Genomic DNA, 13,988 nt, shown 5'->3' on the forward strand with positions numbered 1-13,988 from the left:
CAAATCACGTTTTAGTCCCGGCCGACACCCCACCCCGTCCCCGACCCCGCCCCGCGGCATCACCGTCCCGGTCCGGCCCCACCACCAATCCGGCCCCACCCGATCCGGCCCTGCCACCCGATCCAGTCCCGCCAGCCGATCCGGCATCGCCGCACCCTCCAGCCCCGCCGTACCCTCCAGCCTCGCCGCACCCTCCAGCCTCGCCGGCGTTTGAGGCGCGGGGTCCGGGGCGGAGCCCCGGGAACCTGCACCGTGGCCCCGCTCCACAATCCGACCCCGCCGCGCCCTCCAGCCCCGCCGGCGATTGAGGCGCGGGGTTCGGGGCGGAGCCCCGGGAGCCTGCACCGTGGCCCCGCTCCACAATCCGACCCCGCCGCACCCTCCAGCCTCGCCGGCGATTGAGGCGCGGGGTTCGGGGCGGAGCCACGGGGGCGGGGGGTCGCTCCAATGGGTCAATGCTCGGGCCCGGTGGGCGGGGGCGGGGGAGCATCGGGGGATGAGGTACTCCTCGCGGCGCGGCCACCGGGTGGCGGCCGTCGCCGCCCTGCTCACGGTGACCGTCGGGTGCGCCGACGTGGAGGGGCTGCAGAGCGCCGGCGACCTCGGCACCGTGCACGCCCCGCAGAGCCTGTGGCGGGAGATCCGTCCCGAGCCCGCCGCCCCCGGGCAGGAACCGGGCGCTGCCGCGATCGTGCCGGGCCTGCCCAAGGTGACCACCGGCAGCATGCGCGGCGTGAACGCGGTGGACGTCGTACGGGCCGACGTCACCGCCGCCACCGCCCAGGACGGCGGGACGGGCCGGCTGGTCGACCCGCGGGCGGCGCAGCGGATGACCCTCTGCACAGAGGCTGTGGACGGCGGGCCGGACTGCCCCGTGCGGCCCCCCGTCCTGCACGACGTGACGGGCAACGGCAAGGAGGAGCTGATCACCGCCCTCGACATCGACGGCCGGCTCAGCGAGCTGCGCGTCTACACCGTTCGGGACGACGGCGGCATCGCCCGGATCCTGTCGCGCCGTGCGGTGCTGGAGGGCGTGGAGGTGGCCGCCGAGCACCTGGCGGTCCGCGAGCCGACCTCGAACCCGGCCTACATCTCCGTCTCCGACTACGTGTGGGATCCGGACGCCGGGATCATGAACCTGTCGCAGCTCACCCTCGACGAGTGCCCCGGACTCGCGGACGCCCCCCTGGCCGAGGACGGGGCGCGATGCGCGCGCTGAGCAGCCTCCGCTGGAAGATCGCGCTGACCACCACCCTGGTGTGCTGCGCGGTCGCCGCCGTGCTCGGCGTGCTGGTGCACAACGTGGTCGCCGAGCAGATCTCCGGGGAGGTCCGCAAGGACGTCTACCGGGACCTCGACCACGCCCTCGGCCACTACGAGTACGGCACCGCGCACGGCGACATCGCGGTCGCCCTGGACCCGCCCGCCCTGCCCGTGCCACTGCGCCGGCTGGTCGCGCGCGGGCAGACCGGCAGCATGGTCGGCGAGTACCGGGGCGAGCCCGTCATGTGGGGTGCCGGGCCCGCCGACCGGAAGGCCCTCGCGGTCTGGATCCCGTTCGAGGGCACGCGCGACCGGCTCCGGGACATCGACGCCGCGATCCTCGCCTCGTCGGCCCTCGCCGCCGGCGTGGTCGCGCTGGCCGGCCTGTTCCTCGCCGACCGGATCAGCCGTCGGCTCGCGCGGACGGCGGCCGTCGCCCGCCGGATCAGCGGCGGGGACCTGGACGCCCGGGTCGGGTTCCCGCTGCGCGGCTACGACCCCCGCCGGGCGGGCGACCGGGACGAGGTCCGCGACGTGGCACAGGCCCTGGACCTGATGGCGGCGTCGCTCCAGGAACGGCTGGAGGCCGAGAAGAGGTTCACGGCCGACGTGGCGCACGAGCTGCGCACCCCGCTGACCGGTTCGCTGGCGGCCGCCGCCCTGCTGCCCGACGGACGCCCCAAGGAGATGATCAACGACCGGCTCAAGGCCCTGCACCTGCTCACGGAGGACCTGTTGGAGATCTCCCGGCTCGACTCCGGGGTGGAGCGGGCGGAACTGGCCCGGGTCGACCTCGGACGGGCCGTCCGGCGGGCCGTGGCCGGGACCCGGCTGGCCGCCTCGGTCGAGGTCGTACGGGACACGGTGGTGCTCACCGACCGGCGGCGGCTGGACCGGATCGTGACCAATCTGCTGGTCAACGCCCACAAGCACGGGCAGCCACCGATCGAGGTCACCGTCGAGGGACCCGTCGTGGTGATCCGGGACCACGGGGCCGGCTACCCGGCCGAGCTGATCGAGCAGGGCCCGCAGCGCTTCCGCACCGGGGACCCCGGGCGCGGGCGCGGCCACGGACTCGGATTGACGATCGCCGCCGGTCAGGCGGCGGTCCTGGACGTGTCGCTGACCTTCTCCAACGCCCCCGACGGGGGCGCCGTGAGCACGCTCCGGCTCCCGGTGGGGCTTCTGGTGGAGGACAGTTGAACGGACCGGGGCCCTGTTTCACGTGAAACAGGGCCCCGGACATCGGATCAACTCGGGTCGTCAGACGCCGATGTTGCGGCCGTCCTTGCGCCACACGGAGACCACCGACGGACGGACGATCTTCCCCGGACCGTCGGGCCACACCGACTGCGGCTTCTCGACGGACGCGCCGTCGATCTCGCCCGGGTGCTGGACCGCGACGAGGACCCGCTTGTCCTGGATGATCGGGCCGCAGGTCTCCGCGCCGCGCGGAACGGTGAGGAACTGCTTCAGCTCACCGCGGCGGTCACCGGCGGTCGCGACGCCGAACAGGCCGTCGTGGGAGCCGAGCTGGTTGCCGTCCGTGGAGATCCACAGGTTGCCGTGCGGGTCGAAGGCCACGTTGTCCGGGCAGGAGATCGGGCTGACCTTGTCCTTCGGGAAACCGGCGAAGTAGGTGGACGGGTCGTTCGGGTCGCCCGCGACCAGGAACAACCGCCACGCGAATCCGTCGCCGGCCGGGTCGTCGAAGTTCTCGGCGAGCTCCAGGATCTGTCCGTGCTTGTTCAGATTGCGCGGGTTGGACTCGGTCGCGCCTTCCTTGCCCGGCTTGCCGCGGTCCGTGTTGTTGGTGAGCGCGACGTAGACGCGACCCGTGCGCGGGGACGGCTCGACGTCCTCGGGACGGTCCATCTTGGTCGCGCCGACCTTGTCGGCGGCCTGGCGGGTGAAGACGTAGACCTCTTCCGCCGTCATGCCCTCGACGTGCGAGACGTTGCCGGTGGCGAGCTTGATCCAGACACCGGAACCGTCGAACTCGCCGTCGGCGGGCAGCTTGCCCGAGCCGTCGAACTGCTCGGACGGCGAGTCGCCGGTGAGCTTGGCGACGTAGAGGGTGCCCTCGTCGAGCAGCGTCAGGTTGTGCTCCTTGGCCGCGCGCGAATTGCCCTTCTTCATCTGCTTCGACGAGACGAACTTGTAGAAGTAGTCGAAGCGCTCGTCGTCGCCCATGTAGACGACCGGGCGACCGTCCTCGGTCAGGCGCGGCTGGGCGGCCTCGTGCTTGAAGCGGCCGAGCGCGGTGCGCTTGCGCGGCACGGAGTTCGGGTCGTACGGGTCCAGCTCGACGACCCAGCCGAAGCGGTGGGACTCGTTGGGCTCCTGCGCCACGTCGAAGCGCTTGTCGAACCGCTCCCACTTGCGCTCGGTGGCGCCCGAGGTCACTCCGTAGCGCTTCAGGCGGGCGGCGGCGGTGGGGTCGGTGACCTGGCCGGCGTTGGCGAAGTACTGGTTGAAGTTCTCCTCGCCGTGGAGGGTCGTGCCCCACGGAGTGGTGCCGCCGGCGCAGTTGTTGAGCGTGCCGAGCACCTTCGTACCGGTCGGGTCCACGGAGGTCTTCAGGAGCGCGCTGCCCGCGGCCGGGCCGGTCATCCGGAACTCGCTCCTGGTGTGCAGGCGCCGGTTGAGCTGGTGGCGGCCGACCGCGGTCAGCTTGCCGCTGCGGTGGTCCTCCTGGACGACGACCACGGACAGGCCGTGCGCGGCCCAGGCGATCTCGACCTGCTCGCGCGTCGGGTTCGCCGGGTCGTAGCCCCTGAACATCAGGATCTCGTCGGTGTACTCGTGGTTGGCCACCAGGAGCTGCTGTCGCTCGTAGTCACCACCGAGCGGGAGCAGGCTCAGGAAGTCGTTGTTGTAGCCGAACTGCCCGGCCTGGGCGGCGGCGGTCTGCTTGTCGGCGTTGAAGGCCGGAGCGCCCTTGACGATCGGCTCGCCCCAGCGGATGACGACGTTCTGCTCGTAGCCGCCGGGGACCGTGACCTTGTCGTCCGTGTTCGGCGCGACCGACGCGAAGCGCAGCCCGCGAGCGGCCTCGCCCCCGCGCCCGGTGTCGGCGACGGGAGTGGCGTTGGCGGTCTGACCGCCGGTGCCACCGAGGGTGACGGCGGTACCGGCCGCCGTCGCCACCGTGACGACGGCGGCGGAGCGCAGCATCGAGCGCCGGGAGTACGCGCGGGCTATGACGTCTCCCGCATACTCGTTGTCACTGGTGTTGGGCACCTCGTGGAAGCATGCGTCGCCGCAGCGGTAGCGGCAGGTGAGAGCGGAACGGCCGCTCCCATGCGGGTTGCCGATGAGCGGCAGGAGCTTGCGCACGAGGTGTCCTCCGGAAGGTGCACGGTGCCGACAACGTGTCGGAACGAATCCAGCCGTGACGCTAGGCGCGGGTTGCGCCGATGCGGCGGCGCGGGGATGAACGCTGGATGAACCCGGCACGGCGGAGGGGCAGTTCGGCCGGACGCACGTTTGCCTGGACAGCCGGGCGCCACGAAAGGCGACCCTGCCGAAGATCCAGCCGGGCGGCCGATAACCTTACGTGTCCACTCTGGGCAGGGATCATCCGCGCAGCACGGACAAATGACGCACGCACTCATGCGAAAGGCCTGGCCCATGGGTATTCGGAGCTTGTTGCGCAAGGTGTTCGGACGGTCTGCGGAACCGGTTCCGGAGACGTCGGACGCCCCTTCGGCGGCCCTTCCAAGCCAGACGGAACGCACTCCTCTGGACGTGGCCGCCGATTTGGTGGCGGCGTCCTTCGACAATCCGACGGTTCCGCCGCAGCCCGCATCGCGGGACCTCGAGCCGGGAACGGTCATGACCGCCCCCGCGCCCACCGCGGACCCGACGGTCCCGGAGGCCCGTCGGCCGGTGACCCCGCAGTCCCCGCAGGGCGGCGGCGAGACCCCGACGCCGCCCGCGGCCGCAGCGGGTACGGAGGCGAAGGAGCCCCCGTCCACCGCCACGGAGAACGGGGCGGAGGCGGGTACGGAGGCGCGTACGGAGGCAGCTGCCGACGCCGAGGCGGAGACGGAAGCAGAGGCGGAGGCGAAGCCTGGTGCCGAGGCCGTTGCCGAGCCCGAGGCGAAGCCTGGTGCCGCCGCCGCAGCCGAGCCCGTTGTCGAAGCCGAGCCCGTCACTGAGGCCGAGCCCGTGGCCGCAGCCGAGGTTGTGCCCGCGACCGTTGTCGAGGCCGAGCCGGTCGTCGAGCCCGCCACCGAAGCTGGGTCCGTCGCCGCGGCCGAGGCCGAGGTCGTTTCCGTCGCCGAGCCCGCCGTCGAGGCCGAGCCCGTCGCCGCAGCCGAGGTTGAGGCCGAGCCCGTTGCCGTATCCGTAGCCGAGGTCGTGCCCGCGACCGTTGTCGAGCCGCAGGACGTGGCGGAGACCGTGGCCCTGCCCGAGGCTCCGGCCGTCGTCGAGCCCGTTGCCGAGGCCGCGCCGGCCGAGGCCGCGGTCGTCGTCCCCGAGGTCGTCGCCCCGGAGGACGTCGCGCCCGCGGAGGCGGCGACCGCGGCCGTCGTCGAGGCTGACGCCGCTCCCGAGGTCGAGCCGCCCGTACCGGCGCCGGTCGAGGAGACTGCCCCCGCGGCCGCGGCACCCGCCGCGGCGGAGCCGGTCGCCGAGCCCGTGTCCGCGGCTCCGGCTGCCGACGTCGTCGACGCCGAGCCCGCGACGGCACCCGAACCGGAGTCCGTGCCCGTGGCCGCGGCGGCCGTAGCCGTGCCCGCCACGGACGCCGCACCCGACGCGGCAGCCGTCGACGCACTCGGCCCCGCCGTCACGGCGGCGGCCGTGAAGCGGCTGGCGCCCGGGGTGAGCGGGGCGTACAGGGCCGCCGGCCAGGTGCTGCGCGGCAAGGGCCGGGCCGGGGCGCGGGCCAAGGTGTTCCTGGTGCTGGACCGGTCGGGTTCGATGCGCGGGTTCTACAAGGACGGCAGTGCCCAGCACCTCGCCGACCACGCGCTCGCGCTGGCCGCGCACCTCGACGAGGAGGCCACCGTCCACACGGTGTTCTTCTCCACCGAGGTGGACGGAACGGCCGAACTGACCCTGGACGCGCACGACGCGGCCTGGGTCGAGGCCCGGCACTCCGAGCTCGGTCGGATGGGCCGCACCAGCTACCACGTGGCCGTGGAGGCGGTCCTGGAGCGGTACCGGAAGGACGGCGGCTCGGGTCCGGCCCTCGTCGTCTTCCAGACGGACGGCGCGCCCGACAACCGTCAGCCCGCCCGGCAGTCGATCGTCGACGCCGTGGCCGCCGCTCCGGAGGTCCACTGGCAGTTCGTCGGGTTCGGCGACCACGACTCCAAGGCCTTCGACTTCGTGCGCAAGCTGGACACCGCGAACACCGGCTTCTTCCACGCCGGTCCCGCGCCCACCGGGCTGACCTCGGCCGCGCTCCTCAAGGGCCTGCTCGACCGCTTCTAGCGGGACGCCCGGCATCCCGGGTACGACGAAAGGCGGCGCCCCCTCCGGTCGGAGGGGGCGCCGCCTTCGCGTGTTACGGGGTTCAGCCGCGCGGGGAGCCCGCGTCCGGGGTGACCGCGTCGGAGATCGGACGCTCCGAGGTCTTGGTCTCGACCGGCTTGCGCAGCGCGATGTTGAGCTCGCGCAGGCGGGTCTCCTCCAGCACCGTCGGGGCGCCCATCATCAGGTCCTGGGCGTTGCCGTTGAGCGGGAAGGCGATGGTCTCGCGGATGTTCGGCTCGTCGGCGAGCAGCATCACGATGCGGTCGACGCCCGGGGCGATGCCACCGTGCGGCGGGGCGCCGAGACGGAACGCCCGCAGCATGCCCGCGAACTCGCGCTCGACGGTCTCGGCCTCGTAACCGGCGATCTCGAAGGCCTTCAGCATGACCTCGGGCTCGTGGTTGCGGATGGCGCCGGAGGACAGCTCGATGCCGTTGCAGACGATGTCGTACTGCCAGGCCAGGATGTCGAGCGGGTCCTTCTCCTCCAGGTCCTTCATGCCGCCCTGCGGCATGGAGAACGGGTTGTGGGAGAAGTCGATCTTGCCGGTCTCCTCGTCCTTCTCGTACATCGGGAAGTCGACGATCCAGCAGAAGCGGAAGACGTTCTCCTCGAACTGGCCCGCGCGCTTGGCCGCCTCGACGCGGACGCCCGCCATGATCTTGGAGACCTCGTCGAACTCGCCGGCGCCGAAGAACACCGCGTGGCCGGCCGCGAGGCCGAGGCGCTCGGTGAGGACCTTGACGTTCTCCTCGGTGAGGAACTTGGCGATCGGGCCGGTCAGGGCGCCCTCCTCGCCGACGCGGACCCAGGCCAGGCCCTTCGCGCCGAGCGAGATCGCGTACTCGCCGAGCCCGTCGAAGAACTTGCGGGGCTGGGCGGCCACGTCGGGGACGGCCAGGGCGCGCACGTGCTTGCCGGCGAAGGCCTTGAACTCCGAGCCCTCGAACACGTCGGTGATGTCGACGAGCTCCAGCTTGGAGCGCAGGTCGGGCTTGTCGTTGCCGTACTTGAGCATCGACTCGCGGAACGGGATCCGCGGGAAGGGCGAGGTGACCTCGCGGCCCTTGCCGAACTCCGTGAAGATCTCGGTCATCAGGCGCTCGATCGGCTGGAAGACGTCCTCCTGCTCGACGAAGGACATCTCCACGTCGAGCTGGTAGAACTCGCCGGGCGAGCGGTCGGCGCGGGCGTCCTCGTCGCGGAAGCAGGGCGCGATCTGGAAGTACCGGTCGAAGCCGGAGATCATCAGCAGCTGCTTGAACTGCTGCGGCGCCTGCGGCAGGGCGTAGAACTTGCCCGGGTTCAGGCGGGACGGGACGACGAAGTCACGGGCGCCCTCGGGGGAGGTCGCGGTGAGGATCGGGGTCGCCATCTCGTTGAAGCCGAGGGCCACCATCTTCGAGCGGATCGACGCGATGACGGCCGAGCGCAGCATGATGTTGCGGTGCATGCGCTCGCGGCGCAGGTCGAGGAAGCGGTACTCCAGGCGACGCTCCTCGTTCACCCCGTCGTCCGTGTTGATCGTGAAGGGCAGCGGGGCGGACGCGCCGAGCACCTCGACGGCGGTGACCTCGACCTCGACGTCACCGGTCGAGAGCTCGGGGTTCACGTTGTCGGCGCCTCGGGAGACGACCTTGCCGTCGATGCGGACGACGGTCTCCTTGGTGACGCTGCTCAGCGCCTCGTTCGCGGCGGTGCCGGGACGGGCGACGAGCTGCGTGATGCCGTAGTGGTCACGCAGATCGATGAAGAGGATGCCGCCCAGGTCTCGACGATTGTGGAGCCAGCCGCTCAGCCGGACGTCGGAGCCGACGTCGGAAGCACGGAGCTCGCCGCACGTGTGGGACCTGTACCGATGCATCAGTCATCCAGTTCTACGCGATACCAGGGAGGATTCAACCGTCCCCAGGTTACCGCCCGGGCGGTGACGGCGTGGGCGCGCCCGGAGAGGGCGGCGAACAGGCAGGTCCATGGGATGACCTGTAAAGATGGCCGGGTGCGCACCGAGGACGTCCTGGCCGCCATCGCCACCGGCCTGTGGCGATGGGACAACGCCTCCGGGAAGGTCACGCTCGACGGCGAGGCCGCCCGGCTGCTCGGGCTGCCCGCCGAGCCCGTCGTGCTGCCCGAGGTCGCCGTGCGGTCGCGGTTCCATCCGGTGGACTGGAACGAGATCAACGGCATCATCAACCTGGCCGTCGCCGAGGACACCCTCGCCGAGGCCCGGCTGCGGATCATGGACGAGGACGGCCGGGTCCTGCGGACCGTGCGCAGCCGCTCCAAGCCGCTGGAGCGCCGCACGCCGGACGGTCCGGTCGACTTCGAGCTGATCGGCACCCTCCAGGAGATCGCCGAGCCGCAGCCGGGCACGACCGCCGTGCACACCCCGATCACGGGCGACTGGCGCCGCTCCCGCGAGGCGTTCCTGTTGGACGCCGGCCGGGCGCTGGCCGAGGCGCGCTCCACGGCGGAGGTGCTGCGGGTGGCGGCCTCGCTGTCCATGCCGGGGTTCAGCCCGGACGGGCTGGCGGTCTTCGGGGTCGAGGGCGACCGGCTGTCGGTCATCGGGCACCACGGGCACGGTCCCGGGGACGAGGGTCCCTTCACCGACATGGGCATGGAGACGGCCTACCCGGCCGCCGAGGTCGTCCGGACCGGGCGGGCGATCTACCTGCCGACCCCGGAGGACTACAGGCGGCGCTTTCCGGCCGCCTGGCCGCTCGCCCAGCGCTTCGGCAGGGTGTCCTGGGCCTTCCTCCCGCTGATCGTCGCCGGGCGCACCATGGGGGCCTGGATGGCCGCCTTCAAGCACCCGGTGTCCTTCTCACCCGACGAGCGGTCCGTGTTGACGACGGTGGCCCGGATGCTCGCGCAGGCCCTCCAGCGGGCAGGTGTGGCCGAGTCCGAACGGGAACTCACGACGGGGCTCCAGCGGTCGATGATGCCGCAGCTCGGTCCGGAGGTCCCCGGGATGACGATCGCGGCCCGCTACGTCCCGACCGGCGGCGGGCTCCAGGTCGGCGGCGACTGGTACGACATGATCCCGTTGCCCTCGGGCCGCTTCGCGCTGGTGATCGGCGACGTCCAGGGGCACGACGTACGGGCCGCCGGGCTGATGGGCCAGCTCCGGATCGCCGTACGGGCGTACGCCTCGGAGGGTCACCGGCCGGACGCCGTCCTGTCGCGGGCCTCCCGCTTCCTGGCCGGGCTGTGCTCCTCGCAGGAGCGCGAGGAGGAAGCCGGCCAGGACCTCGGCCCGCGCTTCGCGACCTGCCTGTACGTGGAGTGCGACCCGGAGACCGGAATGCTGGAGGTGGCCCGCGCCGGCCACCCCGATCCGGCCGTCCGGATGGCCGACGGCACGGTGCTGCTGCGGCCGACGGCGGGTGGACTGCCGCTCGGGATCATCCCGGACACCGACTACCCGACGACGCGGTTCGTCCTGGAGCCCGGCGAGACGATGATGCTGTGCACCGACGGCCTCATCGAGACCGGCGGACACGACCACGACACGGGCTGGGCCCGGCTGCGGACGATCCTGGAGTCCGATCCCCCGCAGCCGGCGGGCGGCGACGCCACCGCCCCGGGCTCGGCGCACCTCGAACGGATGGCGGACCTGCTGGTCCAGGCCGTGCACGGGCCGTCCTCCCACCACACCACCGGGCCGCTCGCCGACCGCCGCGAGGACGACATAGCGGTGGTGCTGCTGTGCCGCGAGGGCCCGGGCTGCGGCTGCGGCACCCCGCCGGCGCAGCCGGTACGGCCCGCCCGGCGCACGATGCTGACCGTGGCCCAGGCGGAACCCGGGCGGATCGCGGGGGCCCGCCGGCAGATCCAGGAGTTCCTGCACGACTGGGCGGACCCGGACCAGGTGGACTCGGCGGTGCTGATGGTCTCCGAGATGGTGACGAACGTACTGGTGCACACCGACGGCGACGCGCTGCTGGTCGCCGAGGCGGCGGGCGACCTGGGCGCCCGGCGGCTGCGCGTCGAGGTGGCCGACGGGAGCGACGAGCTGCCCCACAAGCGGCAGCCCGGGGAGATGGCGTCGAGCGGGCGCGGGGTGCTGCTCATGGAGATGCTGGCCGATGCCTGGGGCGTCGACCCGAGGGGCGAGGGCAAGTCGATCTGGTTCGAGTTGCACGAACGGTCCAAGCCGGACGCCGACGCGCTCGACTGAGCCGGATCGGCGCGGGTCACCGTGGTTCGATGCAGCGGTGCCGACCCCGACTCCGCTGCTGCCCGAGGCCGTCCGGCGGCTCGCCGCCTGGTGCGCCGTCGTCCTGCTGGCCACCGCCGTGCTCGCCGTCGTCGTGTGGCTGTGCTCCGTCTTTCGGACCGTCGTCACGCCCGTGCTGCTCGCCGTCCTCGGCACGGCCCTGCTCGGGCCGACGCACCGGTGGCTGATCGGCATGAGGGTCAACCGTTCGCTCGCGGCGGCGCTGACCTGCCTGGCCGTGGTCGGGGTGGTCGGCGGCGCCTCGTACGTCGTCGTCCTCGCGCTCATCCGGACGGGCGACCAGATCGTGGCATCGCTCCAGCAGGCCGGCCGGAGGCTGGCGGAGCACTTCGGGGCGGTGGGCACCTCGTTGGAGGACGTGGCGAAGAACTCCCAGGACCTGCTCTCCAAGTTCGGCGGGACGGCGGCCTCCGGGGTGGTCTCCGGGCTCAGCGTGGTGGCGACCATGCTGGCCACGGCCCTGCTGGCGCTGGTGCTGATCTTCTTCTTCCTGCGCGACTCCGACCGGGCGGTGGGCACCCTGCGTTCGATGGTCCCGGTCCGCTCGGGCGACCTGATGGAGGCGATGGGTCGGCGCGCGTTCGTGGCCGTCGAGGGGTTCATGCGCGGCACCACCTTCGTCGCGCTCGTCGACGCCGTGCTGATCGGCACCGGCCTGCTGATCCTGCGGGTGCCGGGCGCCCCGGGCCTGGCCGCCCTGGTGTTCGTGACGGCCTACATCCCCTACCTCGGCGCCTTCCTGTCGGGCGCGGTGGCGGTGCTCGTCGCCCTCGCCGACCGGGGCTGGATCATCGCCCTGTGGGCGCTGGGCGTGGTGCTGACGGTCCAGATGATCGAGGGGTACGTCCTCCAGCCGATGGTGCAGAGCCGCACGGTGCAGATGCACCCGGCGGTGGTCATGCTGGCCATCACGGCCGGGGCGAGCGTCGCCGGCATCCTCGGCATGCTCCTCGCGGTGCCGCTGACGGCGGCGGCCTTCGGGGTGGTCTCGGAGCTGCGGGCCCGCTACGGGGCGGCGGCACCCGGCCCGGCGGGCGCATAACCGCAGGTCACATGGCCGATCCAAGGACCCTTCGGTTCCCGCTCCAACATGTGAGGTGTCTCACCCACCGGGATTTTGCCCTCCCGTTACCCGATGCTTACGATCGCATTTCGAACAGTCCATCGGGGGAGAGTGACTGCTTTGCACACCATGGAATCCGAGCGCACATCCATGGCCGACCAAGTGCCTGACCAGCACACGGAGTTGGCGAAAACGGACGCACACGGCACGGGAACCTGCGACTGCGCGCAACTGCGCGGCGCCGTCCACGATCCACGGGGGATCGGGACCCTCACCGGGCGCGAGCGCCAAGTGCTCGCACTGCTCGGCCACGGCATGGCCAACCGGCTCATCGCCCGTCAACTGGGCGTCGTCGAAAGGACCGCGAAGGCCCACGTGGCCAGCATCGTCGACAAGCTCGGCGTCAGTTCCCGGCTCGAAGCCGCGCTGATGGCCCACCTGCACCACCCGCTCATCTGCACCGGACACGTTGTCCCGAAGGACACCTCACCAAGGGACAACTCCCCGAGGGACAACGCACCAAGGGCCAATATCCGTACGACTGCCCACGGTTGTTGACTGAGGGACGTCCGCCGGAACGACAGGCGGACGTTCCCAATGATCCGGAGAGCACAATGCAGAAGATCGAGAACGTCAGCGTCATGGAGCTCGTCGGTGGCTTCGAGGCCTACGCCGACGCCGCCGAGCTGAACTTCGAGGCGTCGGCCGACGCCCCGGCGATCACGCCGACCATCACCACCATCGCCTACACCAAGGTGAGCGTCGCCGCGACCGCCGCGTCCTTCAAGTGGGGCTGCTGATCCAGCAGTAGGGGCGGCCGGTAACGGCTGATCCGAGCGGTCCTGGGCGAGAGCAAGGCGCCCAGGACCGCCGCAGCCCCATGTCCCGGGAACGACCCGGGCCGGGCACCGCCCGATCCTTTCATTCCCTTCCCCTTCCGCGACACCCGGAGGTGCGGCGATGAGCCGCAGCGTCTCTGTTCTCCTGCCCATGGTCCCGACCCGCGCGGAGCACGCGGCGCCGTTCGCCGCGTTCGTCCAGTGGCGCGGAGCCAGGGCACTGTGGAACGGACAGGCGCTCCTCAACGAACAGCACCAGATCTTCGCGCAGTTGAGCGGGATGGGCCTGGGCGTCCCCTTCGGGATCGGCGTCTCGCTGATGCCGCTGCGCCATCCCGTACAGGCCGCCATCGAGGCCCGCACCCTCGCCGCCGCGTCCGGCCACCCGATCACCGCCGGCTTCGGCCCCGGAGCGCGCGCCCTCCAGGACATGGTGCTCGGCGCGCCCTACGAGAGCCCGCTGACCGCCTGCCGCGAATACCTGGACATCGTCCGCGGACTGCTCGACGGCGACGAGGTCGACCGGCGCGGCACCTACTTCTCCTACTCCGGCGCCCTCCCGCCCGTGCCCGCGCCCCCCGTCGAGGTGGGGCTCGGCGTGCTGCGGCCCGGCATGGCCCGGATCGCCGGCGGGACCGCCGACGTGGCGATCACCTGGCTCACCCCGCCGGCGTACGTGCGCGACGTCATCGTCCCCGCGCTGCGCGAGGGCGCCGAGGCCGCCGGCCGGCCCGTGCCGCGCGTCGTGTCCGTGGTCCCCATGGCCGCCGCGGCCGACGGCAGGGACCCCCTGACCGTCCTCGCCACCGGCAGCTCCGACCACTTCGCCGCACCCCACTACCGGGACGTGCTGACCCGCGCCGGCGTCCGGGTCGACGCCGAGAACCCGGCCGCCACCGCCGCGAGCCTCCTCGCCGCGGGCGGAGCCCTCACCGGCGACGCCGCGGACATCGCGGCGGGCATCGCCGCGCACCACGCGGCGGGCGTCGACGAGGTGGTCCTCAACAACGTCGGCGTCGGCAGGCTGGAGGGACCGCGGGCCGTCCTGCGCGACCTGGAAGCCCTGTTCACCGGAAACGGCTGGTGACCG

The 13,988-nt window shown here is 72.3% G+C and carries 10 protein-coding genes; 8 read left to right on the plus strand and 2 right to left on the minus strand.

All coding sequences use genetic code 11. The features are described 5' to 3' along the window. The first annotated feature begins 496 nt into the window (after nt 1–496). Both ACFVS6_RS00870 and ACFVS6_RS00875 read left to right on the plus strand, forming a co-directional pair. The gene (locus ACFVS6_RS00870) at nt 497–1,219 is read left to right on the plus strand and encodes a hypothetical protein (protein ID WP_389699810.1); all 723 of its coding nucleotides are present in this window, start codon (nt 497–499) and stop codon (nt 1,217–1,219) included. Then, the gene (locus ACFVS6_RS00875; RefSeq protein ID WP_389699811.1) at nt 1,207–2,466 is read left to right on the plus strand and encodes a sensor histidine kinase; all 1,260 of its coding nucleotides are present in this window, start codon (nt 1,207–1,209) and stop codon (nt 2,464–2,466) included. Before ACFVS6_RS00870 ends, ACFVS6_RS00875 begins: the two co-directional genes overlap by 13 nt. Before the next feature lie 60 nt (nt 2,467–2,526). Here the strand turns inward: ACFVS6_RS00875 and ACFVS6_RS00880 are convergent, their stop codons facing one another. Continuing rightward, on the minus strand, nt 2,527–4,602 hold the full coding sequence (locus ACFVS6_RS00880) for a PhoX family protein (RefSeq protein WP_389699812.1): 2,076 nt from the start codon (nt 4,600–4,602) through the stop codon (nt 2,527–2,529). 498 nt (nt 4,603–5,100) lie between these two features. Between ACFVS6_RS00880 and ACFVS6_RS00885 the strand changes: the two genes are divergently transcribed. Continuing rightward, nucleotides 5,101–6,711 (plus strand): VWA domain-containing protein, encoded by a 1,611-nt coding sequence (locus ACFVS6_RS00885; protein ID WP_389699813.1) that lies wholly within the window; start codon nt 5,101–5,103, stop codon nt 6,709–6,711. A gap of 82 nt (nt 6,712–6,793) precedes the next feature. Here the strand turns inward: ACFVS6_RS00885 and aspS are convergent, their stop codons facing one another. After that, a complete protein-coding gene (gene aspS, locus ACFVS6_RS00890) occupies nt 6,794–8,617 on the minus strand; it encodes an aspartate--tRNA ligase (RefSeq protein ID WP_389699814.1) in 1,824 nt (607 codons plus the stop codon). Between the two features lie 135 nt (nt 8,618–8,752). Here aspS and ACFVS6_RS00895 point away from each other — a divergent pair, with 135 nt between their 5' ends. The 5 genes from ACFVS6_RS00895 (at nt 8,753) to ACFVS6_RS00915 (ending at nt 13,985) form a co-directional block, all read left to right on the plus strand. Continuing rightward, nucleotides 8,753–10,936, plus strand: a complete 2,184-nt coding sequence (locus ACFVS6_RS00895; protein ID WP_389700031.1) for a SpoIIE family protein phosphatase — start codon at nt 8,753–8,755, stop codon at nt 10,934–10,936. Nucleotides 10,937–10,973: 37 nt separating this feature from the next. Continuing rightward, nucleotides 10,974–12,038, plus strand: a complete 1,065-nt coding sequence (locus ACFVS6_RS00900; protein ID WP_389699815.1) for an AI-2E family transporter — start codon at nt 10,974–10,976, stop codon at nt 12,036–12,038. Nucleotides 12,039–12,221: 183 nt separating this feature from the next. Further along, a complete protein-coding gene (locus ACFVS6_RS00905; protein ID WP_389699816.1) occupies nt 12,222–12,617 on the plus strand; it encodes a helix-turn-helix transcriptional regulator in 396 nt (131 codons plus the stop codon). Nucleotides 12,618–12,673: 56 nt separating this feature from the next. Next, nucleotides 12,674–12,859 (plus strand): LxmA leader domain family RiPP, encoded by a 186-nt coding sequence (locus tag ACFVS6_RS00910; RefSeq protein ID WP_388891063.1) that lies wholly within the window; start codon nt 12,674–12,676, stop codon nt 12,857–12,859. A gap of 160 nt (nt 12,860–13,019) precedes the next feature. Then, the gene (locus tag ACFVS6_RS00915; RefSeq protein ID WP_389699817.1) at nt 13,020–13,985 is read left to right on the plus strand and encodes an LLM class flavin-dependent oxidoreductase; all 966 of its coding nucleotides are present in this window, start codon (nt 13,020–13,022) and stop codon (nt 13,983–13,985) included. Nucleotides 13,986–13,988: the final 3 nt, after the last annotated feature.

The sequence above is a fragment of the Streptomyces sp. NPDC057939 genome, assembly GCF_042887545.1.
GTDB lineage: Bacteria > Actinomycetota > Actinomycetes > Streptomycetales > Streptomycetaceae > Streptomyces.